Annotated in this window: 20 protein-coding genes; 9 read left to right on the forward strand and 11 right to left on the reverse strand. The window is 74.5% G+C overall.

Going from position 1 to position 25277, the window contains the following annotated elements; genetic code table 11:
- Positions 1–193 precede the first annotated feature (193 nt).
- The 5 genes from IW256_RS24990 to IW256_RS42355 are packed head-to-tail and all read left to right on the forward strand — an operon-like array spanning position 194 to position 9299.
- Positions 194–1411 (forward strand): hypothetical protein, encoded by a 1218-nt coding sequence (locus tag IW256_RS24990; RefSeq protein WP_197013293.1) that lies wholly within the window; start codon positions 194–196, stop codon positions 1409–1411.
- Positions 1408–1974, forward strand: coding sequence for a hypothetical protein (locus IW256_RS24995; protein WP_197013294.1), 567 nt, complete (start codon positions 1408–1410; stop codon positions 1972–1974). The genes IW256_RS24990 and IW256_RS24995 overlap by 4 nt, the downstream gene beginning before the upstream one ends.
- Position 1975: 1 nt before the next feature.
- Entirely contained in the window at positions 1976–2623 is a 648-nt protein-coding gene (locus tag IW256_RS25000) for a hypothetical protein (RefSeq protein WP_307829043.1), read from the forward strand.
- Positions 2620–5883 carry a coiled-coil domain-containing protein gene (locus IW256_RS25005; RefSeq protein ID WP_307829045.1) on the forward strand — a complete coding sequence of 1088 codons (3264 nt, stop codon included), beginning with the start codon at positions 2620–2622 and terminating at the stop codon, positions 5881–5883. Before IW256_RS25000 ends, IW256_RS25005 begins: the two co-directional genes overlap by 4 nt.
- Before the next feature lie 26 nt (positions 5884–5909).
- The gene (locus tag IW256_RS42355) at positions 5910–9299 is read left to right on the forward strand and encodes a hypothetical protein (RefSeq protein ID WP_197013296.1); all 3390 of its coding nucleotides are present in this window, start codon (positions 5910–5912) and stop codon (positions 9297–9299) included.
- Positions 9300–9339: 40 nt separating this feature from the next.
- On the opposite strand, the gene IW256_RS25015 is transcribed toward IW256_RS42355, so the two are convergent.
- From IW256_RS25015 to IW256_RS25025, 3 genes are read right to left on the reverse strand one after another with little or no spacing between them, the layout of a single operon-like run.
- Entirely contained in the window at positions 9340–10224 is an 885-nt protein-coding gene (locus IW256_RS25015; protein ID WP_197013297.1) for an ATP-binding cassette domain-containing protein, read from the reverse strand.
- A complete protein-coding gene (locus tag IW256_RS25020; protein ID WP_420535422.1) occupies positions 10221–11297 on the reverse strand; it encodes an ABC transporter permease in 1077 nt (358 codons plus the stop codon). The genes IW256_RS25015 and IW256_RS25020 overlap by 4 nt, the downstream gene beginning before the upstream one ends.
- Positions 11294–12346, reverse strand: a complete 1053-nt coding sequence (locus IW256_RS25025; protein ID WP_231403915.1) for a sugar ABC transporter substrate-binding protein — start codon at positions 12344–12346, stop codon at positions 11294–11296. The genes IW256_RS25020 and IW256_RS25025 overlap by 4 nt, the downstream gene beginning before the upstream one ends.
- A 235-nt stretch (positions 12347–12581) precedes the next feature.
- On the opposite strand from IW256_RS25025, the gene IW256_RS25030 reads away from it, so the two are divergent.
- Positions 12582–14120 (forward strand): nitroreductase family deazaflavin-dependent oxidoreductase, encoded by a 1539-nt coding sequence (locus IW256_RS25030; RefSeq protein WP_231403916.1) that lies wholly within the window; start codon positions 12582–12584, stop codon positions 14118–14120.
- Here the strand turns inward: IW256_RS25030 and IW256_RS25040 are convergent.
- The 7 genes from IW256_RS25040 to IW256_RS25070 all read right to left on the reverse strand — a co-directional run bounded on the left by IW256_RS25040 (position 14104) and on the right by IW256_RS25070 (position 21347).
- Positions 14104–14523, reverse strand: a complete 420-nt coding sequence (locus IW256_RS25040) for a VanZ family protein (protein ID WP_307829047.1) — start codon at positions 14521–14523, stop codon at positions 14104–14106. The genes IW256_RS25030 and IW256_RS25040 overlap by 17 nt on opposite strands.
- A 408-nt stretch (positions 14524–14931) precedes the next feature.
- Positions 14932–17334, reverse strand: coding sequence for an endopeptidase La (gene lon, locus IW256_RS25045; RefSeq protein WP_197013299.1), 2403 nt, complete (start codon positions 17332–17334; stop codon positions 14932–14934).
- Between the two features lie 198 nt (positions 17335–17532).
- On the reverse strand, positions 17533–18528 hold the full coding sequence (locus tag IW256_RS25050) for a HEAT repeat domain-containing protein (protein ID WP_197013300.1): 996 nt from the start codon (positions 18526–18528) through the stop codon (positions 17533–17535).
- A 3-nt stretch (positions 18529–18531) separates the two neighbouring features.
- Positions 18532–19203 carry a HEAT repeat domain-containing protein gene (locus IW256_RS25055; RefSeq protein ID WP_197013301.1) on the reverse strand — a complete coding sequence of 224 codons (672 nt, stop codon included), beginning with the start codon at positions 19201–19203 and terminating at the stop codon, positions 18532–18534.
- Between the two features lie 121 nt (positions 19204–19324).
- A complete protein-coding gene (locus tag IW256_RS25060; RefSeq protein ID WP_197013302.1) occupies positions 19325–19687 on the reverse strand; it encodes a hypothetical protein in 363 nt (120 codons plus the stop codon).
- An 864-nt stretch (positions 19688–20551) separates the two neighbouring features.
- Positions 20552–20917 (reverse strand): DUF3817 domain-containing protein, encoded by a 366-nt coding sequence (locus IW256_RS25065; protein WP_197013303.1) that lies wholly within the window; start codon positions 20915–20917, stop codon positions 20552–20554.
- Between the two features lie 67 nt (positions 20918–20984).
- Positions 20985–21347 carry a hypothetical protein gene (locus tag IW256_RS25070; RefSeq protein ID WP_197013304.1) on the reverse strand — a complete coding sequence of 121 codons (363 nt, stop codon included), beginning with the start codon at positions 21345–21347 and terminating at the stop codon, positions 20985–20987.
- Between the two features lie 331 nt (positions 21348–21678).
- On the opposite strand from IW256_RS25070, the gene IW256_RS25075 reads away from it, so the two are divergent.
- From IW256_RS25075 to IW256_RS25085, 3 genes are read left to right on the forward strand one after another with little or no spacing between them, the layout of a single operon-like run.
- Positions 21679–23043, forward strand: coding sequence for an MFS transporter (locus tag IW256_RS25075; RefSeq protein WP_197013305.1), 1365 nt, complete (start codon positions 21679–21681; stop codon positions 23041–23043).
- A 1-nt stretch (position 23044) separates the two neighbouring features.
- On the forward strand, positions 23045–23587 hold the full coding sequence (locus IW256_RS25080; RefSeq protein ID WP_197013306.1) for a methylated-DNA--[protein]-cysteine S-methyltransferase: 543 nt from the start codon (positions 23045–23047) through the stop codon (positions 23585–23587).
- Positions 23588–23626: 39 nt separating this feature from the next.
- Positions 23627–24247, forward strand: a complete 621-nt coding sequence (locus tag IW256_RS25085; protein WP_197013307.1) for a TetR/AcrR family transcriptional regulator — start codon at positions 23627–23629, stop codon at positions 24245–24247.
- A gap of 4 nt (positions 24248–24251) precedes the next feature.
- On the opposite strand, the gene IW256_RS25090 is transcribed toward IW256_RS25085, so the two are convergent.
- Complete coding sequence (locus IW256_RS25090) at positions 24252–25166, reverse strand: oxidoreductase (protein ID WP_197013308.1); 915 nt, start codon at positions 25164–25166, stop codon at positions 24252–24254.
- Positions 25167–25277 lie beyond the last annotated feature (111 nt).

A 25277-nucleotide genomic window follows, 5' to 3' on the forward strand; every position in this document is an offset into this window, starting at 1 on the left:
GCCGTGCGGTTTCTGTGAGTGTGGCACCGCCGTACGGGCAGCGTCCTTGGTTTGACAGGTGTGGACAGGTGATCGCACAGGCGCCTTGACTCGCGCGTCCCGGCCGCCGGTCCCGGTCCGCACCCGCCACCTGGGGGGACACACCCGCGTTCGATTCCACGTTCGGGGCCCGGTGGCCGTACCGTAGTGCGCCGTGTCCCCCACCTCCGGCGACGCGGCCGGCGCCCCCAGCCTCGACGACGTGCTCGTCGGCGAGGCGGTGCTGGGCGTCTACCGGCAGATGTTCGCCGCGCTGGCACGCGACAGCGGCGCGGTGGTGGACGACCCCGAGCTGGTGGACGTCGCCGAGACGCTGCTGGCCGCGTTCGCCGACGCGGGCGAGGAGGGGCTGAGCCGCGAGCAGATGCGCTACGTGTGCCGGCGCTACCCGGCCGAGGTCTTCGAGAACCGGCTGCGGGTGCTCAAGGGCCTGGGCGCCGTCCGCGAGGTGTTCCCCAAGCCCAACCAGCTGCGCTACCGGGCGTCGTTCACCAGCGTGGTGGGCCTGATGTTCGTCCGGCGGATGATGCTGGACGGCGGGCAGAGCGAGATGCACCGCCTGCTGGCCCTGGAGCAGCTGAACGTCGCCGACCCCCGGATGACCCCCGGGCAGGCCCGCGCGGGCGCCGAGGGCCTGGCGCGGGCGTTCCGGCTGTGGAGCGTGGAGCTGCTCACCCTGACCAACGGCACCATCGAGGAGCTGCGGGAGCAGGCGCCCAAGCTGTGGGGCACCGAGGAGATCCTGCGGCGCGCCGAACGGCTGCACGGCGCCATCCTGAACCGCTGGCCGGAGCTGGACCGCACCTGCACCGACCTGCGCGCGGCCATCTACGCCTACGGGGACGCCTCGCGCCGCGCGGCGGCGCGCCTGTCGGACTCGGCGGGCACGACCCGGAACCTGACGCTGCTGCCCCCGGAGACCTGGCGCACCTTCGCCCGTACCGCCTCGCGCGAGGAGCTGGCGGGCGTCCTGGACGGGTTCGTGTTCGACGCGGCGGCCCCCTGGCACGAGCCGTCCGCGGTGGTGACGGCGGTCGAGGACGGGCCGCGCACCACGCCCCCGCGCCCGGCCCCGCCGCGTCCCTCCGTACCGGACCCGGGCCTGTCGGGCGACACCGGCGGCGACGCCACCGCGGTCGAGCGGCTGCGCGGCGTGGCCGAGCAGGTCCTGCGCGGGCGGGACCGGGTCGCCGTCGAAGAGGTGCTGGCGCAGGACTGGGTGGCGGCCCGCAGGCTGCTGGCCGACCTGTCCTCCGCGCACCTGCACCCCGAGCTGCCCTACCGGCTCGTCTGGTCCGACGGGCTGGCGGCCCGGCCCGGCGGCGCCCCCACCTGGGTCACCCCGGGCGTCTTCGAGAGGACGGGCCCATGAGCGTCGATCCGGAGATCCTGGCGCGGGCGCGGGCCCGCGTCCTGGGCATCCCCTCGGTCTCCGTCTCCGAGCCGATGCCTCCCGGCATGACCGGCGCGTCCGACGGCGAGCGCGTGTGGCTGCTCCCGTCCTGGCCCGACGGCGCGACACCGGCGCTGCTGGAGGAGTACGAGGTCGCCCCGATGCCGCTGGACCGTACCGGCCAGGCGCGGCGGGTGCTGGCCGCGGCCCTGCGCTGCTGCTGGACGCGGATGGACGACGCCCCCTGGCCCGGTGACACCGCCGCCGTCGCCGCCGTACTGGAGGTGTACGCCGGGATGTCGCGCGGCGACCCGGAGCTGGCGCGCCGCTGGGCGACCGGCGAGCTGCGCCGGCTGGCCGACACCGGCTGGATGCTGCTGGACGAGCGGGCGGGCACGGTGCGTCCCGGCCCCCGCGTCGCGCTGTGGCGCGAGGAGACGCTCGCCTCCCTGCGCGATCTCCTCCGCCGCCTCCCCCAGCCACCCCAGCCCGGCGCCCCGGAGGCGAACGGAGAGCCCGCGAACGGGGGACACAGTGGATGACGTGTTCGAGCCGCTGCTCCGGTCGTACGACGAGAAGCGGCGGGCGGAGCTGGTCGCGGCGTACATGGCGGTGGAGTACGCGGCCGAGCCGGTCGCGGAGGTGCGGTTCGCGGCGCTGCGGCAGCCCTCGCTGCGGCGGACGGTCGAGGAGATGCTGCGGCTGCGGGGGCGGACGCTGGTGCGGTCGGGGAAGGCGGAGTGGATCTCGGGTTACCGCGACGACGTCACCGCGGAGCTGGGCGCCGATCCGGACTGCGTGCCGCCGGTCGAGGACCGGGCCGCGCTGACGCTGGTGCTGATCCACAGCGTCGCGATCCCGCGGGCGGCGGGGCTGCTGGCGGACGACTCGTGGATGTCGCCGTACCCGGCGACGCTGGAGGAGCTGCGGCGGCGTTCGCAGCTGCCGGTGGGGGAGCTGGAGGGCTCGCTGCGGCGGCTGCGTACGGCGGGGCTGGTGGCGCAGGTGAAGGCGGGCGGTGAGGAGGCGGGCGGTTTCGTTCCGGGGCCGCAGTTCCACCGGCTGACGCCCGCCGCGCGGCGCCGCCTGCAGGAGGAGCTGATCCTGGCCGCGGGGCCGGGGTCGCCGCTGGCGGCGGCGATCCGGGCGCGGCGGCGGGGCCAGGAACACGATCGGGGGGAGAGCGCGTGACCGCGGTCATGGATTCGCTGCTGCCGGGGGCGGCGGCCCGGGCGGGCGGGGAGAACGTCGTCGGGGACCGGACGCTGGTGGCGGTGCAGGCGGTCAACATCTCGCGGCTGTCGACGCATCCGGTGCCGACCGTGCCCGGCACGCTGATCGTGGTCGCCGGTCAGGGGCCCAAGGACTCCAACGGCGCGGGCAAGTCGTCGTTCATCGCGGCGATCACGGCGCTGCTGGGCGACGAGCAGTGGCGGTTCGCCTCGGGCGCGCGGGCGGTGGCGGAGCTGCTGTTCAACGCCGAGCTGGCGGCGCAGGGCGACAGCCAGTGGGCCAGCGCCGACCACGGTTACATCGTCGGCGTCTTCGACCACGCGGACGGCGGCGGGACGCGCGCGGCGGAGGAGCCGCCCGCCGGGCCCGCGGAGAGCCCTGAGGGCGCCGGGGACCCGGCGGACGCCCAGGGCCCCGAAGACGCCGGGAGCGCCGACGCCGACGAGGGTCCGCGGAGCACCGCGGTGACCGTCTGGCTGCGGGTGAACGCCGACGCGCCGCACCTGGAGATCCGGTGGCGTGCCGGCGTCCATCTGGCGGCGGCGCCGTCGGAGGCCGAACGGGTGGCGCTGGCCGACCGGATGTGGGCGGCGCTGCCGCGCAGCGCGGGCCGCCGTGACCTGGTGGCCAAGGATCTGGGCCGGGTCCTGTACGGCGGGCGGGTGCGGTGCGTGTCGTTCCTGTCCACCTCGGTGCGGTCCAAGGTCGCCACCAACCTGCTCTCGCAGCCGCTGAACGAGATCCCCCCGGAGCGGATCTTCAGCGCGATCGCGGCGCTCACGGGGCTGGACCGGGAGCTGGAGGCGGAGCGCACCTCCCGGGCCGAGGAGCATCGCGAGCGGGCGCGGGCGGCGGAGGCGACCGAGCGGCTGGACGAGTGGGAGCGTGAGGCGGCCTCGCTGCTGAGGACGTTCGACCGGCGCGACCGGGCCCGCGACGAGGTGGCGGCGGCGCTGCGGTTCTGGCGTACCCGGCAGGCGCGGCTGCTGGTGGACGCGGCCGGGGCGGACGCGGCGCACGCCGCCGAGCAGGAACGGCTCCGCCAGGAGGGCGAGGAGATCCTGGCGGCGGTCCGCGCGGCGGACAAGGAGGTCGAGCAGCTCACCGGCGGCGCCCTGGAGGAGCGGCTGGCCGAGGCGGGCGCCGCGCTGGCCGAGCTGAAGGGGCAGGCCGACACGCTCGGCGCGGACAAGGCGGTGGCCCGCAACCGGCTGGAGGAGCTGCGCCGCCAGGTGTCGGCGCTGGAGGAACGGCTGCGGGACGCCGACGGGCGCGACACCGGGACGGCGGGGCGGGAGCTGGCCGAGGCGGAGGCGCGCCGGGACGAGGCTCAGCAGGCGTTCGGGATGGCCAAGGGAACGGTGACCCGGGCCGAGCGCGCCCTGGCCGAGGCCGAGGCGGGCGCGAGCAGCGCCCCGGCGCAGATCCGCGCCCTGGCCGGGGCGGGGATCGCGGCGGTCGGGCTGCTGGACGCGGTCGAGCTGGCCGAGGAGGTGCGGGAGCGCTGGGAGGCGGCGCTGTGGCCGTACCGGGAGGCCGTGGTCGTGGGGCCCGGCGATCTGGCGGAGGCGGCGGCGGCGCTGGGGACGCTGCCCGGCTCGATGATCGTTCCGGCGGACGGCGCGTTGCGTCCGGAGCGCGGGGCGGGCGAGGACGCGGGCGGGGACCCGGGCGAGGAGGCCTGCGAGGAGGCCGGCGGGCTGCCCGAGGGGGTGCGCTGCGTGCTGCCGCTGCGCCGGTTCTTCACCGCGCTGGACGGTGCCGATGGCGACGATGGCACCGGTGTGGTCATCGTCGGCGGCTTCCCCGAGCCGGTGACCGGGCGGGTGGCGCGGGTGCAGGCGGCCCGTGCCGCGCTGGAGGCGGCCCGGGAGGCGCTGGCGGCGGCCCGGGAGCGGGCGGACGGGGCCGCCGCCGACGTGGCCGTGGCCGGGCGGCGGCTGGAGGCGGCGCGGGCCGCGTCCGAGCTGGAGGACGTCCGGGAGCGGATGGCGGGGCTGCGCGAGCGGCTGGAGGATCTGGCCGGTGGCGAGTCCAGGCTGGGCCCGAGGCTGGGCGCGGCCGAGCAGACGCTGCGCCGGTTGCAGGCCAAGGCCGACACCCGCGCGCTGGAGGTGGACCGGCTGCGCGCCCGCCGCGAGGAGCACGAGCGGGAGCGGGACCGCGTCCGTGCCAGGACGGCGGAGCTGGCCGACCGCCGCGCGGCGCTCGGCCTGGCCGAGCTGGAGAGGGAGTGGGGCGGGTCGCGGGACGGCGCGGCCGAGTGGCTGGCGGCGCTGGGCCAGGACGAGCGCACCTGGACGCCCGACGAGTGGTGGCGCAGCGCGGAGCAGCACCTGTCGGAGGCGCTGCGGCGCGTGTTCCCCGACGGGCCGGCGGACGAGGACATGCCGGAGGAGATGCGTTTCCTGCTGCGGGAGCGGACCGACGGCGAGGGGCGCCGCACCGAACGGGAGCAGTCCACCTTCCCCCGCCTGGTGAAGGCCCTGGAGGGGTACCTGCGGCAGCAGGAGGACTACGAGCGGCATCAGCGGCGGCAGATCGAGGTGCAGCTGTCGGGCCGCCGCACCGACCTGGAGAAGGCGCAGAAGGGCGCGGAGGAGGCGGCGGGTGCGGCCGAGGCGCACCGTGCCGCGCTGACCGCCGCGATCCGGGCCCGGCTGCAGCGCGTCGCCGAGGAGTTCGAGCGGCTGGACGTGGCGTACGGCGGTTACGGCGCGACGCTGGAGTTCCCCACGCCCGAGCCGCCCGGCGACCCCGAGCAGGAGTGGCGCTGGCGGGTCACCCCCAAGTGGCGGCGCTCGGACGGGCAGCGGTACGTGCCCTACAACCGGCGCGCCAACACCGCCCTCATGGACGAGAAGGCGGTGAAGCTGGTGTGCGCCGCGGCGCTGGCCAGTTCCGGCGGGGGCAGGCTGTGCCTGGTGCTGGACGAGCTGGGCCGCAACCTGGGCAAGGAGCACCGCAAGGAGGCCGTGGCGCTCTTCCGCAAGATCGGCGAGACGCACGGCATCACGGTGATCGGCGCGCTGCAGGACGACATGGAGCCGTACGCGATCGACGCGTGCGGGCAGTACGTGAAGCTGCGGCGGTCCTCCGACACCATGCCCTACAACGAGCCGCCGGTCGTGGTCGGTTATGACGAGCACGAGGCGCGGGTCCGGGAGCTGGCCGGGCAGATCACCGCGGCCCGCCCGGATATTCCGGATGAATCCTGATCGCTGATCCGGCAGGATGGCGCGCCATGCGCGCCGATGACCTTCTGACCGAGATCGAACCGCTGGCCTACCCGGCCCGGAGCCGCCGGCTGGCCGATCTGCGGCGGCACGCGGGCGACCCCTCGCTGCACGCGATGCTGGACGATCTGGGCGGGCGCGGTCATTACGAGCGGTCGCTGGCGCTGTTCGTCGCGGCCGCCGTCCGGGACGAGGAGTCGCTCGCCCGGGTCGCCGCGATGATGCGGGATCCGGCGACCGACCTGGCGCTGTCGGCGATCGAGTGGGCGGCCCGCCTCGGCGTCCCGTACGGGCCGTTCGAGGAGCTGCTCGGCGACGCCCCGCACGCGGTGCGGGCCGCGGTCTACCACGGTGTCCGGCGGTTCCGGCGGGCCGACCTGGCCGAGCGGCTCATCGACGTGGTGGCCGCGCGGTGGGGCGAGGAGGAGGCCGCGACGCTGCTGCCCGCCTGCGGGGAGCGGGTCGTCCGGGAACGGCTGGACGGCATGGCGCACGCGGTCGGCAACTGGCACTCGCTGGGCTGGGCCCATCCCGGTCCGGTCCTCGACCACGCCGAGCGCGTGCTCCCCGCGACCCCGGAGGGGATGCGGCGTTTCTGGTGGAGCTGGCACGGGTGCGGGATCGCGGCGGCGGTCCGTCACGCTCCGGACCGCGTGATCACGCTGCTGGAGCGGTTCTCGCCGGCCGACGACCTGCCCTTCGACCTGCTGCCAAGGATGAGGGAGCTGCTGACGGCCGATCCCGCCCGGACGCTGCCGCTGCTGCTCGCCGCGGAACGCCGCCATCTGCTGCCCGGCCTGCTGGGGAGGCGGGCCGTGCGGGAATGGGTGGCGCGGCGCGGCGGTCCGGACCTGGTCGCGGTCCTGCGGGCCGTCCGCGACCACGTGCAGGTGTTCACCATGCTGCTCCGGGACTGCCCGCCGAGCCGGCGCGACGAGCTGTTCGCCGCCGCGATGGACGGTGTCGACCTGGCCGCCGCCGAGCTCGACCCGAGGATCCTCGATGTGCTCCCGCACGCCGCCCGCGCCCGGGAGGCGCGGCGGATGCTGGGCCTGCGGCAGGTGGCCGAGCACCCCGCCCGGACCTGGGAGGTGACGTCCTTCCTGCCGTTCGACGAGGCCCTGCCGGTGCTGCGGAAGGTGGCCCGCGGGTCCGACGCCGACGAGCGGGCGCGCGGGTACGCGGCGCTCATCCGGTGCGCGGCCCGCGCCCGCGACCCCGAGGTGATCACGCGGTTGCTCGACACCTGCCTGGACCGGCTCCGCAACGAGCAGGACCCGGTGCGGGCGGAGGCGGTCGGCGCCCTGTCCGCCCTGCCCGCGAGGCTGCTGCGGGCCGCGCACGTCCCGGCGTTCACGCGGATCGCCGAGGACGCGCTGCGGGCCAGGGACTGCTCGTACCAGACCCGCCGGCAGCTCACCGAGCTGGCGACCTCGATCCTGCGCCAGGGCGCGAGGGACGGCGACGCCGAGCTGCTCGCGCTGGCGTTCGAGGTGCTCCGCAGGCTGGCCGGCCAGACGGGCACGCTGCACCTGCCGCGGCTCGACGAGGGCCTCCCGGCGGGACGGGAGTACGCCCTGGGCCGGGCCATGGCCGCCTACCTGTCCCGTGCCTCGGCCCGCGACGACCACCGGCTGGCGCTGGCCCTCGCGTGGGCGCTGCGCCGCCGGGCCACCGGGGTGCCGGAGATCGAGGACGCCCTGGAACGGGCCCTGGACGCCCGCGAGGACTCCGTGATCCGGCAGGCGATCGACCTGTGGCTGGCCCCGCCGCGCACCCGGGCGGAACGCGTCGGGCGCGTCGTGGCCAGGGAGCCGTCGGCGGTCGTCTTCCCCCGGGTGTTCGCGACGATCGCCCGCGAGCGCACCGACCTGCTGTCCCTGGTGCTCTCCGACCGGCCGCCCTCGGGCCGTTTCCGGCATCCGAGCGTCCGGTACGTGCCGATCGCCCCGCGGGGATGGGCGCGCCGGTGGACGGCCCGGCAGCGCACGGCCTACCTGGAGTCGCTGCACCGGGTGGCCGGGGACGTCTCCGCCCCCACCTCCGACCGCGGCCGTGCGGTGGCGGCCCTCGCGGACGTCCCGGACGCCGTCCCCGACGACCTCCGGCGCTACTACGACCCCGAGCTGCGCCGGTTCTTCGACGACACCGACGCCTACCTGGCCCGGATCGCGCTGTCCTCCGCGGTCTGGCTGCCCTCCCCCGAGGAGGTCCTGCCCGACCTGCTGGACCACGCCTCCTCCGACGACGCGCACGTGGCCATGTACGCCGCGAGCCGCGCCGCCCGCTTCGTCCCGCCGTCCGCGCTGCGGGAGGCCCTGGCCCCGGTGATCGCCGACGGCAAGATCACGTCCCGTAAGGAGGCGCTGCGGATCCTGCTGCGCGAGCGGGCGCCGGACGCGATGGACGTGGTGGCCGCCGCGTGGGACGACCCGGAGCAGCACCGGGACGTGCGGGTCGCGATCGCCTCCGCCGCCCGGCAGCACCTGAGCGATCCGCAGGCCCGGCGGATCCTCGGCGAGGCCGCGCGGGGGCCGCGGGAACTGGCCCAGCAGGTCGTCGGCGCCCCGCCGTACATGATCGAGGAACGGCACCGGGCGCGGTACGCCGCGCTCATGCTGGAGGTCGCGCGTTCCCCCGCCCCCCAGGCCGTGCTCGCCGCCATCCCCGCCCTGCCGCCCTGGGCGTCGTACGACCCGGGCGTGGCGGAGCTGCTGGCCGGGCACGTCACCGCCCTGGAGGACACCGCCACCTGGCGGCCCGCCCTGTCGGCGTTGCTCTCCTGCGCGCTGGCCGGGCACGGCCTGGCCGAGCTGGCGACGGCGGCGGCCGGGCTGGCCGCCGCCCCGGACTCGCCGGACGCCGGCGCCGAGCGCGACCGGCCCGCCGGGCAGCGCCTCGCCGAGCTGGTGGCGCAGGTCCGGCTGCTGTACGGGCGTGACCGCGGGCGCGCCGGGCCGCTCGTCCGGGCCCTGGCCGGGCGGCTGCCCGAACCCCTGGACGCCGAACTGATCGCCGCGGCGCTGCCGTGGGACGCCCCCGGCGTCGCGGCCGATCTGGACGCGCTGGCCGCCCGCCCTCTCGGCGGTGTGCTGGCCACCGGGCGGGTCGCCCGCGCGCTGGCCTTCGGGCGGTACACCCACGATCTGGACGGCGAGGCCGGCTTCCCGTTCCGGGGCGGAGCCGTTCCCGAGCCCGAGGAGGCGCACCCGCACGCGGCCCGGCTCGCCGGCCGCGACGACCTGGCCTCCGGGCTCTTCGCCTGCGCTCTGACCGCCCACCACGGGGAGCGCACCGGCTGGCGGGAGGAGTGGCGCGAGACGCTCCGGCGGCTCCGCGCGCACCCGCACCCGGACGTCGCCCACGCCGCCCGCGCCCTCCACACGGCCGCCGAGTGACGTTCAGCCGGGAGGCGGGTTCTCAGCCGGGGCCCGGTTCTCAGTCGGGGGTCACGCCGAGCCGCCTGGCCTCCGCGCCGAGTTCCTGCGCCGCCGCCGCGGCCCCCGATTCCGCTCCGGAGCCGGGGGCGGGCGGGCCGCCCGCCAGCCGTTCCAGCTCGTGGGCCAGCTCCTCCAGCTCGGCGCCCCCGGCCATCAGGGCGGTCAGCTCGTCCTGGCTGATCTCGGCCTTGGGCCGGTAGGCGATGCTCCGGCCGCGCTTGAGGATCAGGAAGCGGTCGCCGATCGGGTACGCGTGGTGCGGGTTGTGGGTGATGAAGACGACCCCGAGCCCCCGTTCGCGGGCCTGCACGATGTAGCGCAGCACGACCCCGGCCTGCTTGACGCCGAGCGCGGCCGTCGGCTCGTCCAGCACCAGGACCCTGGCGCCGAAGTACACGGCGCGGGCGATGGCGACGCACTGCCGCTCGCCGCCCGACAGGGTGCCGATGGGCTGGTCGACGTCGCGCAGGTCGATGCCCATCTCGTCGAGCTGCCGCTTGGTGGTCCGGCGCATGAAGTCGACGTCCAGGCGCCCGAGGCCCCGGCGCTTCTCCGAGCCGAGGAAGAAGTTGCGCCAGACCGGCATCAGCGGCACCACGGCCAGGTCCTGGTAGACGGTGGCGATGCCCAGGTCGAGCGCGGCGCGCGGGGACGCGAAGGAGACGGGCTCGCCCCCCACCTCGAACGTGCCGGAGTCGTGCCGGTGCAGCCCTGCGATGATCTTGATGAGGGTGGACTTGCCCGCGCCGTTGTCGCCCAGCACGCAGGTGACCTCGCCCGCCGCGACCTCCAGGGAGACGTCGCGCAGCGCGATGATGTTGCCGTAGTCCTTGCCCACGCCCTCCAGCCGGACCAGCGGGGCGTCCTTGCCGGTCGCCGTCATCGGGATCGCTCCACTCTGCGCCGGACCACGAGGTTCACCACCGTGGCGATGAGCAGCATCGCGCCGAGGAAGAACTTGAACCAGTCGGGGTTCCACTCTGCGTACACGATGCCCTTGTTGGTCATGCCGAAGATGAAGGCGCCGATCGCCGCCCCGACCGCCGAGCCGTAGCCGCCGGTCAGCAGGCATCCGCCGATCACCGCGCAGATGATGTAGAAGAACTCGTTGCCCACGCCCTCGCCGGACTGCACCGTGGCGAACGCGAACAGCAGGTGCATCCCCGACAGCCACGCGCAGAACGCGACCCCCATGAACAGGCCGATCTTGGTGCGCGCGACCGGCACGCCGACCGCCCGGGCGCTGGCCGGGGCCCCGCCCGCCGCGAAGATCCAGTTGCCGGTGCGGGTGCGCAGCAGGATCCAGGTGGCCACCGCGACCAGCAGCAGCCACCAGAACACGGTGACGTTGACGTTGACCCCGGCGATGTCGACGTCGGAGGCGAACACCGCGCGAGCGGAGGCGAAGCCGTCCATGTCGCGGATCGAGTCGGTGGCGACGTTGCCGGTCACCGCCTTGGTCACGCCCAGGTTGGCGCCGGCCAGCATGAAGAACGTGGCCAGCGTGATGATGAAGCTCGGCAGCCCGGTCCGCACGTAGAGCACGCCGTTCAGCAGGCCGAGCGCCAGCGTCAGCGCCAGCGAGATCAGCACGCCCGCCCAGACGTTCAGGGTGAGCTGGTAGCTCAGCAGCGACGCGATCAGCGCGGAGGTCGTCACCATCACCCCGGCGGACAGGTCGAACTCCCCGCCGATCATCAGAAGCGAGACCCCGACCGCCATGATGCCGAACGTCGACCCGGCGTACAGCACCGTCGAGAACGACGACGCCCGCAGGAACGCGTCGGCGACCACCGAGAAGAACGCGAACACCGCGATCGCGCCCAGCAGCGCCCCGAGCTCGGGCCGGCCCAGCAGCCGGCGCAGCGGCGAGCGCCGGGCGAGCCGCTCGTCGGGCCCTCCGGAACCTCCGGGGTCCCCCGCCTCCAGCGCGGGCCCGGCCACCGCCTGGCTCACCGGGTCCCCTGGGCGGCGAACTTCTCGATCGCGGCCGCGGTGTCCCGGGTGACGATCGCGGGCCCGGTCAGCACGGGCCGTCCGCCGCCGACGGCGTTGCCGTTGTGCTTCATCAGCCACAGCGCGTCGACCGCCCCGTACCCCTGCAGGTAGGGCTGCTGGTCCACGGCGAACTCGATGGTGCCCGCCTTGAGCGAGGCGACCAGGTCCTTGTTCATGTCGAAGGTGCCGACCTTGGCCTTGCCGCCGGCCTCCTTGACCGAGTCCACGGCGGTCGCGGCGAACGGCGCGCCGAGGGTGAGGATGCCGTCGACGTCCTTGTCGGCCTGGAGCTTGGCGGTGATGGACGACTTCACCTGGGGCATGTTGGTGCCCTGGACGAAGAGGTTCTCCAGCCGGCCGCCGAAGGTCTTCTTCGCGCCGGCGCAGCGGTCCTCCAGGCCCACGTTGCCCTGCTCGTGGATCACGCACAGCGCCCGCCGCGCGCCGATCCGGGACAGCTCGCGCCCGGCGGCCTCACCGGCGATGGTCTCGTCCTGGCCGAAGTGGGCGATGGCGCCGAACCCGGCCGACACGTCCGCGCCCGAGTTGATCGACACCACCGGGATCTTCGCGGCGGTGGCGCGGGCGACCACGTCCTTGAGCGCGTCGGGCTTGGCGAAGGTGACGATGATCCCGTCCACCTTCTTGTCGATGGCGGCCTGGACGAGCTGGGCCTGCTTGCCGCCATCGGGGTCGGCGGAGTAGAGGAACTCCACGTTGCCCTTGCCCGCGGCGGCGCGGGCGCCCTTCTGGACGATGTCCCAGAACGTGTCGCCGGGGCCGGAGTGGGTGACCATCGCGACGGTCATCCGCTCGCTCCCGGGCCCGGCGGACTCCTCGGCCTTCTTGCCGCCCGAGCCGCTGCACGCACCCAGCGCCAGCGCTCCCGCCGCGGCCAGGGCCAGCATGCCCCGCGCTCTGATGCCGCCTCCGGCCGGGCGTGCCGCCGTAGGCGGTGCCGTGGAGGTCATGTCCTCTGCCGTGCGCTTGCTCGTGCGTCGCCGCATCGGAGGTTCTCCGTTCTCCCTGAGGGGGGTGGATGGGTGAACTGAGCGGTCGGGACTGCGCCCGATGGACGGTCACAGAAGGTGTTTCCGGTCGGCCGGTTGATCATTCTGGCCTACCGGACGCCGCCCGCACCATGCCCCGAACACCGTCGTGGCCGGGCTGTGGCCGGGATGTGGCCGCGGGCGGGCCGGCACGGTGCTTCCCCAGGGATGTACCAAGCGCTAGTTTGTGGTCATGCGGATCTTGCTCACCGGCGCCTCCGGATTCGTCGGGTCCCACACCGTCCGGGCGATGCTGGACGCCGGGCACCGCCCCCGCGCCCTGGTCCGCGACCCCGGCAGGACCGCCCGGGTGCTCGAAGGGCTCGGCGTCCCCGCAGGGGAGGTCGAGATGGTCCGCGGCGACATGCTCGACGCCGCCTCCGTCGACGCGGCCCTGGACGGCTGCGACGCCGCCGTCCACACCGCCGCCGCGATCGGGGTGACCGCCCCCTCGGGCGGGCGCGGCGCCCCCGGCGACCTGGTCCGGGTGAACGTGACCGGCACCCGCAACGTCGTCGGCGGCGCGGTCGCCCGCGGCCTCGAACGGGTGGTCCACGTGTCGACGATCGCGGTGTTCGTCCCGCCCGCCGGCCCGGTCATCACCCCCGGCGGGCCGCTCGCGGCGCCGCGTACCGAGTACGGCCGCTCCAAGCTCGCCTCCGAACGCTACGTCCGGGACCTCCAGGAGCAGGGCGCCCCGGTCACCATCGTCTACCCGGGCGGCGTGTGCGGACCGCACCAGCCCACGCTGGACGCGATGATGGAGGGCCTGGCCTCGGCGCTGAACCTGGCGTGGCCGCTGCCTCCGGGAGGCGTGTCGATCATCGACGTGCGCGACCTGGCCGACGCCCTCACCCGCGCCGTCACCACCCCGGCCCCCGGCCGCCTGATGCTCGGCGGCCACTACCTGACCTGGCGGCGGTGCGCCGCGCTGTGCGACGAGCTGACCGGCGTGCGGTCCCGCCACTTCCCCGTGCCGGCGGGCGTGATGCTCGGCGCCGGTTCGGCGCTGGACGCCGCCAAGCGCGTCCGGCGGTTCGACTACGCCCTCACCCGCGACGCCGCCGAGTTCATGGTCACACTGGTACCGACCGACGACGCCCCGACGCTCGACGCGCTGTCACTGACCCTGCGGCCCGTGGAGGAGACCGTCGAGGACGGCCTGCGCTGGCTGGCCGAAGCCGGCCACCTCCGCCGGGCGGGGCGGCTGGCACCGCCCGGATCCACCGCCAAGGAGCGCTCCATGCCGACCCTTCTCCAGCGGACCCTGGGCCCGCTCTTCCAGAGGATCTCCGGATCCCGGTGGTTCGCCAAGATCGGCCCCAGGGTCGTGCCGCCGCTGGACCGCGCCCTGCACAAGGCCAGCGGCGGCCGGTTCCTGCTCGGCCAGGCCCTCGTCCCCAGCCTGGTGCTGACCACCACCGGCGCGGTGAGCGGGCTGCCCCGCCAGGCGCCGCTGGCCTGCATGCCCGAGCCGGACGGCTCGTGGATCGTCGTCGGCTCCAACTTCGGCCGGGAGAAGCACCCCGCCTGGTCGGGCAACCTGCTCAAGCACCCCGAGGCCGAGGTCGGCTTCCGCGGCCGTACCGTCAAGGTCACCGCGCGGCTGCTGGACGAGGACGAGCGCGCCGAGGTGTGGCCGCGGCTGGTGCGCGTCTGGCCCGTCTACGACCGCTACGTCGAACGCACCGAGCGCCGGCTGCGGGTGTTCCGCCTCACGCCGATCCCCTGACCCGCCGGGAGATCCTGCGTCCGGCCAGCAGGTAGGCGATCACCACGCCCAGGGTGTTGAGGATGACGTCGTCGACGTCGAAGGCACGCCCCATCACCACCAGGCCCTGCACGACCTCGATCGCCAGCGAGACCATCGCGCCGACCAGCGCCAGCCGTAGCGGGCCGCGCAGCCGCGTGGCCACCACCGGCAGCAGCACGCCGAGCGGGGCCAGCAGGATCAGGTTGCCGCCGACCTGCAGCGCCGCGTCCTTGAGCGGCTGGTCGAGGTAGAACCGGAGGGAACGGCCGGGATCGGTGTTGCCGCCCGCCTGCCCGTTGTCGTCCACCGGGGTCAGGGTGAGCCGGAAAGCGTAATAGAAGAAGACTCCGAGAGCGGCGAGCGCGATCAGAACAGCGATCACCCTGAACAGCAGGACATACCAGGGAGGGCGCCGATCCGCGGAATCCCGGGCCGTTTTCCCCGCCCCGGCCGACCCTACCGGCTCAGCGGTCTCCACCACGCTTCGCACCTCCACGTCCCGTGCTGCCATGACCCTCTGCATGTCCCCATCAACCGGCGGTTCATGCACCGCGAGGGCAAGAAGATCCCGCTGGTGTCCAAGGAAGCGGGGCGCTCATGAAAAAGCGCATCGCGAGGACACCCACGACACACGGATAAACATTCACGCCGATCAGCGAAGCCGCATCACCGCCATTCCTGACCCGCCGAGGATTACGCGCCTCACAGGAATTGTCAGGGCCCAGGGCCCTCACAGGGAAGGCCCGGCGGGCGCGCCGGATGGGCGCGCCCGCCGGGCCGGGCACCCGGATCAGGCCGCGACGGTGGCGGCCCCGCTGGTCGCCGGCTCCAGCGCCAGCTCCAGCACCTCCCGGACGTCGCTCACCGCGAAGACCGTCATGTTCTCCAGCACCTCGGCCGGGACGTCCTCCAGGTCCGGCTCGTTGCGCTTGGGCACGATCGCGGTGGTGATGCCCAGCCGCGAGGCGGCCAGCAGCTTCTGCTTCAGCCCGCCGATCGGCAGGACCCGCCCGGTCAGCGAGACCTCACCGGTCATCGCCACGTCGGAACGGACCGGCCGCCCCGACAGCAGCGAGGCCAGCGCCGTGGTCATGGTGATGCCCGCGCTCGGGCCGTCCTTGGGGATCGCGCCCGCGGGGACGTGGACGTGCACGCCGCGGTCCTTCAGGTCGCCGACCGGAAGCTCCAGCTCCGCGCCGCGCGAGCGCAGGTAGCTGAGCGCGATCCGGGCCGACTCCTTCATGACGTCGCCCAGCTGCCCGGTGAGCGTCACGCCGGTGTCGCCGGTCTCCCTGTCGGCCAGCGACGCCTCGATGTAGAGGACGTCGCCGCCCGCGCCGGTGACCGCCAGGCCCGTCGCCACGCCGGGCACGCCCGTACGGCGCTCGGAGCGGCTCAGCTCGACCTCCGGGGTGAACCGCGGCCGGCCCAGGTAGTCCTTCAGGTCCGCGGCGCCGATCGCGACCGGCAGCTCGGCCTTGCCCAGCGCCACGTTCGCGGCGACCTTGCGCAGCACCCGGGCGATCGAGCGGTCCAGCGACCGCACGCCCGCCTCGCGGGTGTACTCGGCCGCCAGCAGCCGCAGCGCGTCGTCCCCGAACCCCACCTCGGACGCGTCCAGCCCGGCCTTGCCGAGCTGGCGCGGCAGCAGGTGGTCCCGCGCGATGGTGACCTTCTCGTGCTCGGTGTAGCCGTCCAGCCGCACCAGCTCCATCCGGTCCAGCAGCGGCTCGGGGATCGCCTCGACCACGTTGGCGGTCGCCAGGAACAGCACGTCGCTCAGATCCAGCTCGACCTCCAGGTAGTGGTCCCGGAAGGTGTGGTTCTGCTCGGGGTCCAGGACCTCCAGCAGCGCCGCGGTCGGGTCGCCGCGGTAGTCGGCGCCGACCTTGTCCACCTCGTCCAGCAGGACGACCGGGTTCATCGAGCCGGCCTCCCGGATGGCGCGGACGATACGGCCCGGCAGCGCGCCCACGTAGGTGCGGCGGTGCCCCCGGATCTCCGCCTCGTCCCGGACCCCGCCGAGCGCGACCCGGACGAACTGGCGGCCCATCGCCCGCGCGACCGACTCTCCCAGCGAGGTCTTGCCGACCCCGGGCGGCCCGGTCAGTGCCAGCACCGCGCCGGAACGCCGCCCGCCGACCACCCCGAGACCGCGGTCGGCGCGCCGCTTGCGCACCGCCAGGTACTCGACGATGCGCTCCTTGACGTCGTCCAGCCCGGCGTGGTCGGCGTCCAGGATCTCCCGGGCGCCAGCGATGTCGTAGGCGTCCTCGGTCCGCTCGTTCCACGGGATGTCCAGGACGGTGTCCAGCCAGGTGCGGATCCAGCCGCCCTCGGGGGACGCGTCGGAGGAGCGCTCCAGCTTGCCGACCTCCTTGAGGGCCGCCTCGCGCACCTTCTCGGGCAGGTTCGCCGCCTCGATCCGGGCGCGGTAGTCGTCCTCCTCGCCGGCGGGGTCGCCGTTGAGCTCGGCCAGCTCCTTGCGGATGGCCTCCTGCTGCTGTCGCAGCAGGAACTCCCGCTGGGTCTTCTCCATGCCCTCCTGGACGTCCTTGCGGATCGTCTCCGCCACGTCCAGCTCGGCCAGGTGGTCGCGGGCCCAGCCGATCACCAGGGTCAGCCGCTCGACCGTGTCCAGGGTCTCCAGCAGCTCGACCTTCTGCTCGTCCGACAGGTACGGGGCGTACCCGGCGTTGTCGGCCAGCGCCGACGGGTCGTCGATGGCCTGCACGGCGTCCACGACCTCCCAGGCGCCGCGCTTCTGCAGGATCGCGCCGACCAGGCCCTTGTACTCCTTGGCCAGTTCCTGCGCGCGCCCGGTGGCCGGCGGGGCGTCGATGACGGTGCCCTCGACCCACAGCGCCGCACCGGGACCGGTCGTCCCGGTGCCGATGCGCACCCGGGACACTCCGCGGACGACCGCGCCCGGCTCGCCGCCGGGCAGCCGCCCCTCCTGCTCCACCACGCCCAGGGTGCCGACCGCCGCGTACTGCCCGTCCAGCCTGGGCACCAGCAGCACCCGGGGCTTGACGGCCGACCGGATGCCCGGCCCCTTGGCACGGGCCACCGCCCTGGCGGCCTCGATCGCCGCGCGGACCTCGTTCTCGGAGAGGTCGAGGGGCACGACCATGCCGGGCAGAACGGCCCCGTCGTCCAGGGGCAGGACCGGCAACGTCAGGGTCTCGCTCATGCTGTCAGCTCCAAGTCTTCAGCGATCCGGCCTCGCACTGGAGACCGCCCCGGGCCACCCCGGGAGACTCGACCAGAGGATTGAGTCATACTCACTCAAGAAAACGGAGCAGGATTTTGTTTCCTCAGCAACGTTCGCTCTCAGCGATCAAGCTCGCCAAGGTCCCCCATGCGCACCGCCACGCCCAGGAGGGGGCCCTCATCGTGCGTCGCGCAGCTTGAGGATGTACGTCGCAGTGAGCGCGACGGCGCGGTCTTCGTCCTGAGACAGATCCGCGAGCGCACGTGACGCCGTGACCCCCGGGACGTCCGCGAGCGCCTCGGCCAGCCGCCGACGTGCGGACGATCCGATGGCGCCGGAGGCGAGGCGGTCGGCGAGCCCGGTGGCGATCCGGTCCGCCACCGCGGGATCGCTCGCCAGCGCGCTCAGCGCATCGGCCGCGTCGGCGCCGTTCGCCTCCTCTGCGATCATGTCGATGAGCGTCGGGACCGCGTCGGCCACCCCACGTGCCCCGAGGGCCAGGGCCGCACACCTGCGGACCGCGGCGTCGGAGTTCGTGAGGGCGTCCCGCAGCAGTGCGGTCGCCTCACCGCCCGGGATCTCGGCGATGGCCTGGACGGCGCGTTCCCTCACCTCGGCCGTCGGTGAGCCGAGGCCCTCCGCCAGCAGCGCCGATCCGCCATCGCCCGTCTGCGCCAGGGCCCATCGAAGGGCCCCGGCGACGTTCGGGTCCGTCTCGCTCAACGCCGCCTCGACCAGAGCCTCCACCGGGACCTCGGCCGAGGACAGGGCAGCGCGCTGGCGCTTCCCGGCGCTCTCCGACCCCAATGCCTGGAGAAGCGCGACGATCTGGAGGACGTCCTCCCAGCCAGCGGGTTCCGCGGCACCGATCCGGCGGAGTCGCGTGAGCAGTTCCGTCTCGGCCGCGATGCGTTCTCGCGTCCGGCGGACGAGGTCGTCGACGAGCTCCGAGGGCTTGAACCCGGGATCGTCCAGCGCGCATCCGACCTCACGCAGCGACAGCCCCAGGGACCTCAGGCTCTCGATATGGAAGATCCGCCGGATGTCCTCCCCGGAGTACTCCCGGTAGCCGGCCCCGGTGCGGCCCGACGGCCGCACCAGGCCGAGCGACTCGTAATGCCTGAGCATGCGGGCGCTGACCCCGGACCGCCGGGCCACGTCACCGATCAACATCCCCTATCCCCCCTCCTGCCCGGTCGGGCCCAGGGCCACGAGGCGCTTCGCCTCCTCGATCGCGAACTCGAACCCGGCGTCCGGGTCGCGCAACAGCCGTTCCGTCGCGATCGCGTGCCGACGCACGCCAGGGTCGAGATCCTTCATGGCGGCGCGCAGGACCGGCATGATCACCTCGCCCAGCTCGATCAGCGCCCGGCTGAGGCTCAGCCGCATCGCACGCTCGCCGCGCCCGAGCTGTGTCGCCAGCACCCCGGCCAACCCGGATTCCTCCCCTTCGGGCACGAGCACGACCGCCGCCCGCCACGCGCTCCGCGCCACCTCGTCGTCGGCGTCGGTCAGAAGCGCCCGCGTGATCGCCGGCCACGCCCGCCGATCCCCGACCTTGGACAGCGTATGCAGCGCCTGGCTCCGTGCCTGCGCACGCTCCGAACGGAGTTCATCGATGAGCCTGGGGACCGTCATCGATGACGGGTGGCGGGTGAGTGCCCACGTCAGCATGTCGCGCACGAAGAACTCGGGCTCGACCGCGCATCGTTCGATCAGCGTGTCGACGAACTTCGGGTCCGGGGTCGTGCCGACCGCCATCGCCGCCTTCAGCCGCACCGACGAGTCGGCGCTCTCCAGCGCCCGGAGGGCTCGCACCGCGTTCGTGTCCTGTTCCGGCATGGCCATCGGGACCACCTCCTCGGCTTCAGTGAAGACCTTGTCACCGTGTCAAGGTCAAGCCAGGCCACGCGGCCGGACGACCAGGCCCCTCCCATCGTGCGTTCTTGCCACTCAGGTGGGGCGTCCGCTAGAAGGAGCGCTGGACGCGCGCGAGATGGCGCGTGGCGCGCCTTATGCCGGGCACACCGATGCCCACGGCCAGGGCCCCGAACGCGAGGAAGTACGGCGCCCGTCCCGCATCTTCGCGCCTTTCCCGCACGAGGTCACCGTAGGTGCGGGGGCCGTGGCCGGTGGAGCACATGTGCGGGCCCCGCTCGGGCATCACCTCGCCGCCGCACTCGATCGGCCGGTCGGCCGCGTGGCGGTAGAGATCCTGGGCACCGACGAACATCATGATCGGACCGAAGGCGATCAGCGAGAAGAAGACCGGCCAGAGCAGCAGTGCCGCGATCGCCTTCGGACGGCCGCCGGGAGGCGCTGGGGGCCGCATGTGATCACACTCCTGGGCCGGCGGGGGGACGTGACCGGGAGACTACCGGCCGGCCGCAGGGGCCGCCCGGCGACCGGCAGCGGCGACCGGGGCTAAGCGGCCCCGCCTGACTTGTACGGACTCTCCCGACCTCCGCTTTACCTTCGACGCTTCTTCGTTGGACGGTGTTTACGCCCGCGAGAAGGCTGGGTACTAATCGCAACGAGATCGTGACACTGGGTGAAGGGACGTTGTCGGGGCGGCAAAGGCCCCGCCCCAGCCCAGACCGACCCGGGAGGGGCACATGGGGTGGACCAGACGGCACGCCGACCGCCGCCTCTCCGACCGCGCGGTCGGGACGGCCGAGGGCGTTCCCGGCCCGCCGCGTCGCCACCGGTGCCTTCCCCCTTTGCGTCGGGCCGGTGGCGACGCGGCACGGCCCGGATACACCTCGGGTCCTCGGCCGTCCGGGCCCGGCCGGGCTCCGTCGAGCCGGGCCGGCGCGACCACCGCGCGGCCACGTTCGCGTGCGCCTTCGGGCGGACCTCCGAGTGGATCCCGCCGCCGCAGGCCCCCGCGGCGCCGGGGTCCTCCGCACCGGGCCGGCGGCGCAGCCGAGCCGCGCCGCCGGCCCGGTCCTTTCCGCAACCGACCGTCCTTGAGGGAGAGCGAGGTGAGCGTCGAGCACGAGGACACGCTGTGACCCATCGAAGATGGGGCGGCCGGGACTCAGATCCGACCCCCGTCCAGGCCGCTCCCGGCAGTGTCAGAGCGCTGCGAAGCCCGGCCCGTGGAGGCACCCCTGGCCCCACGGGCCGCGGCATGCGCCGGGCTCGTGAACGGGGCTCATGAACGGGGGTCGTGAACGGGGGCCGGCCGCGGGTGTCAGACCTGGCCGGGGGCCTGGGTCTCCAGGTCGGCGGGCCGGGTGTCCTGCTTCGCGTCGCGCCTCTCCAGCTCCGCGCGGGCGTCGCCGACGATCCTGCGCTCGATGAAGAACGCGAGGAACGGGATCAGGCCGGCGGTCACCATCAGGACCATCTGCTTCAGCGGCCAGTTCGCCTTGCGGTAGAGGTCGAAGGCGATGGCCAGATAAACGATGTAGAGCGCGCCGTGGATCGGGGAGATGATCGCCGAGGGGGTGCCGTTGCCCCCGATGTAGCGGACCGGCATGCCGACGAAGACCACCAGCAGCAGCATCACGCCGACGACGATGGCCATGACGCGGTACCGGTTGATGGCGGCTTCCACTGATCTCTCCTCTGGGCGTACGGGGTCACACGGGTACGGGTACGGGTGCGTGATGCGGGGGGCGGGGTCAGTCGCGCCGGTGGCTCTCGGAGTTGAGACGGGCGAGGTAGCGGTTGTAGGCCGCCAGCGCGGGGTCCTCTTCCTCCTGCTGACGGATGATGTTCCGCTTGACCTCGGCCTCGGCGGGCTCCTCGATGACCGCGGGGGCCTTGCCGGCGGGGTCGCCGTTCACCTCGTCGCGCATCATCTTGATCCACATGACGACCACGAAGATGGCGAAGATCGGCCACTCGAAGGTGTAGGCCCAGCTCCGGTCGTTGCCGGCCTGGGCACGGTCGTACTGCCACCAGCCGAAGCCGAGGAAGGCGACGACCAGGACGATCGCGATCGCATGCAGCCCGAGCCAGCCAGGGGTCAAGAACCTTCGCACGTCATCGAGCGTACCCCCGGTACCCCCCAGCCCGCGCACGACCCCGTTCCGCGGCGGCGTGGCGCGGGAGGGTCCCGGCCGGTCGGCGCACCCGCCGGAAACCGCCCCGCCCGTCTGCGGCCGCGTGCGCGGCGGCCTCACTCCTGCCCGTGACCTGTGCGAGCGCATCGTGGCGGCCTTCGGAGAGGTCGAGCCGAGCCGGCCGGGAAGGGACCGGCTACGCGGCGCCCTCACCCGCCCATAACCGCTTGCCTTGATACCCCGCTCCCGTAAAGTGATCCGGCAGTTCATGACCGACATGTCCTGTCATTACTGACTGAACGGGGTCGCCATGACGGTGGCGGACAAGACCGCGGAACGGGCCCGTTCCGGACGGCATCCACGGCAGCGCCGCGTCCTGGGCGTGCTCACGGCCTCGCAGGTCCTCGGCGGCATCGGCGCGGGCACCGGCATCACGATCAGCACGCTGGCCGCGGCGACGCTGTCGGGGTCGGAGGCCGTCGGCGGGCTCGCGCAGACCAGCGCGGTCGCGGGCGCCGGGGTGCTCGCCGTCCCGATGGCGCGCATGGCCGACCGGCACGGCCGGCGCGCCGCCCTGTCGCTGGCCTACGGCTGCGCCGCCGTGGGCATGACGATCGCCGCGGTCGCCGCCGCGCTCGAGAATTGGCCGCTGCTGGCGATCGGGCTGTTCCTGGCCGGCGGCGGCAGCGCGGGCGGGCTGGCCGCGCGCTACGCGGCCACCGACCTGTCCGGTCCCCGCCACACCGCCCGCGACCTCTCGCTGGTCGTCTGGGCCACCACCATCGGCTCGATCGCGGGCCCCAACCTGGCCGACCCGGCCGACCGGATCGGGCAGGAGCTGGGCCTGGCCCCCTGGGCCGGGCCGTACGGCCTCGCGGCGATCACCTTCGGCCTGACGCTGGTCGCGATCTGGGCCCTGCTGCGGCCCGACCCGCTCCAGACGGCCCGGCTCCTCCAGAGACCCTCTGCCGGCGAGCCCCAGGAAGAGGCCCTCCCCGAACCGGCCGGTGCCGCCCCCGCCGCGCCCGTGGCGCCTGGACGCGGACGGCGGAAGGGGCGCGCACGCCGCGGTTCCGGCGGCTGGCACGTCCTGCGGACCGTCCCCCGCGCCCGCCTCGCGGTGGCCGGGATCGTCGTCAGCCACGTCGTCATGGTCTCGGTCATGGTCATGACCCCGGTCCATCTCAACCACGGCCACGCCGGCCTCTCGGTCGTCGGGATCGTCATCAGCCTGCACATCACCGGGATGTACGCGCTGGCCCCGCTGCCCGGATGGCTGGCCGACCGGTTCGGGCGCGTCCCCGTGCTCATGGCCGGGATGGTCCTGCTCGCGGTGGCGACGGCGCTGGCGGCCCTCTCCGCACCGCACCACGTGACCCGGTTGACGATCGCCCTGGTCCTGCTGGGGCTCGGCTGGTCGTTCGGGCTGGTGGGCGGGTCGGCGCTGCTGACCGAGTCGGTCCCGGCCGACCGGCGTCCCGCCGTCCAGGGCCTGTCGGACCTGCTGATGAACGCGGGCGCGGCACTCGGCGGCCTGGCCGCCGGGGTGGTCGTCACCGCCCTGTCGTACGGCGCGCTCGCAACCGGTGCGATGCTGCTGGTGTTGCCCATGATGGCGGCCCTCGTCCTGAGCGGGCGGGGACCGGACCCGCGACGGCCCGACGGACGAGAGTGAGATGAACCCTTCCCTGGCCTTCGGCGCGCTCGACACCGTGCTCGGCCGGCTGCTGGTCGGCGCCACCGAGACCGGCGTCGCCTGGCTGGCCTTCCGCGACGGCCCCGGCGCCCGCGCCCGCGCGGCCGAGCGCGCGGGCCTGCCGGTGGTGACCGACCCCGACCGGCTGGCCCCCGCCCTGGCCGGGCTGGCCGCCTACTTCGACGGCGAGCCGCGCGACTTCACCCTGCCGATCGACTGGCGCCTGACCTCCCCGCTCCAGCGGCAGGTGCTCACCAAGCTGTACGAGTCCGTCCCGTACGGCCAGGTCGTGACCTACGGCGAGCTGGGCGAGCGCAGCGCCGCGGGCGTCCCGGCGCAGGCCATCGGGCAGGTGATGGGCGGCAACCCCATCCCGCTGATCGTCCCCTGCCACCGGGTCGTCGCCGCCAACGGCCTCGGCGGATACAGCGGCGGCTCCGGGGTCGAGGTGAAGCGCTGGCTCCTCACCCTGGAGGGCGCCCTTCCCGCGACCCTCGACTGGGACCTGGCCACCGCTCCCTGACCGGGTGCCCGTCCCGTCCCCGGAAACTAGACTGGGCCGGTGCCGAGAATCAGCGAGCCCACGGTCGCCGAGCATCGCGCGCGCCGGCTGCGGACGCTGCTGGACGCGGCCCGCGCCCTGGTCGCCGAGGAGGGCATCGAGGCGCTGTCCCTGGCCGCGCTGGCGCGCCGGGCGGGGCTGTCCCGGCCCGGCCTGTACGAGTACTTCCGTTCCAAGGACGACCTGGTCGCCGCGATCGTGGAGGCGGAACTGCCGCGGTGGGCGTCGCTGGTACGGGGCTCCCTGGAGGAGTCCGGCGACCTCACCGGCAAGGTCGAGTCCTACGTCCGGACCCAGCTCGAGGTCATGACCGACGGCCGGCACGCGGCGGCCGTCGCCCTGGTCGACCACGTCCTGGCCGAACCGGCGCGGGCGCGCATCCGCGACGGGCACGCGCAGCTGCTCAGCCCGCTCGTCACCGCGCTCGCCGAGGGCGGGGTGCCCGAGCCCCTGCTGCGGGCCGAGCTGATCCAGGGGATCGTGGACGCCGCGGCCAGGCTGGCGCAGGACCGGCCCGCGCAGGCCGGGGCCATCGTCCGCGCGGCGGTCGCGCAGGCCGTCCACGGCCTGGCCGCCCCGCCCGCCGAGGACGGGGCCGCGGGCGGCCGGCGCGGAGCGTGAGAGGTCAGCCGGTGGCCGGGATCTCGTAGCGGACGCCCGTCAGCGACTCGGAGACCTCCCACAGCCGGGCGCCGAGCTCGGCCCGCCCGGCCTGCGGGTGGGTCGGGACCTTGGTGGGGGCGCCCCTCCACTGCACGATGCGGGGGCCGTAGCAGGCCCCCTGCTCGACCTGGGCCGCGGTGGCCGCGTACAGGGTCGGCAGGGCGCCCGCGGCGGCGGACTGCGCGACGGCCGCGTTGAGCATCCCCGCGCCGCGCTCCATGAACTTGCTGCCCTGCATACGCGGGCCCGCCTGCTGCAGGTTGGTGGCGGCGAACCCGGGGTGGGCGGCCACGCTGGTGACCTCGGGGACGCGACGGCCCAGCTCCTTGGTGAACACCAGGTTCGCCAGCTTCGACTGGGCGTAGGCACCCCACTTCTGGTAGCGCCGTTCACCCTGGAGGTCGTCGAAGCGCAGCCGCCCGGCCCAGGCGAACCCGCTGGTCACGGTGACCACGCGCGGCGAGTCCGCCGCGCGCAGGGCGGGCAGCAGCAGGCCCGTCAGGGCGAAATGCCCCAGATGGTTGGTGCCGAACTGCATCTCGAAGCCGTCGGCGGTGCCGCGGCGTGGCAGCGCCATCACACCGGCGTTGTTGACCAGGACGTCCAGCGGGCGGCCGGCCTGGCGCCGCGCGAACTCGCGTACCGAGGCCAGGTCGGCCAGGTCGAGCGCGGCCAGCTCGATCTCCGCGTCCGGAACCTCCGCCCTCATCCGGTCGTGGGCGGCCTGCCCGCGCTCGGCGCTGCGGCAGGCCAGCACGACCGAGGCCCCGTGCCGGGCCAGCTCCAGCGCGGTGTGGTAGCCGATCCCGCTGTTGGCCCCGGTGACGACCGCCCGCCGCCCCCGCAGATCCGGAATGTCCGCCGCCGTCCAGCCCATGGTCACCTCCGCGTCTACGCGCGGCCCACGTTAGACCCCCTGTCGAACAGCGGGCAACCGAGGGGCGGCAGACCAGCTGAGCAGCCCCTCTGGGGACGCCCCCAGACCCCG

Source organism: Actinomadura viridis, from assembly GCF_015751755.1.
GTDB lineage: Bacteria > Actinomycetota > Actinomycetes > Streptosporangiales > Streptosporangiaceae > Spirillospora > Spirillospora viridis.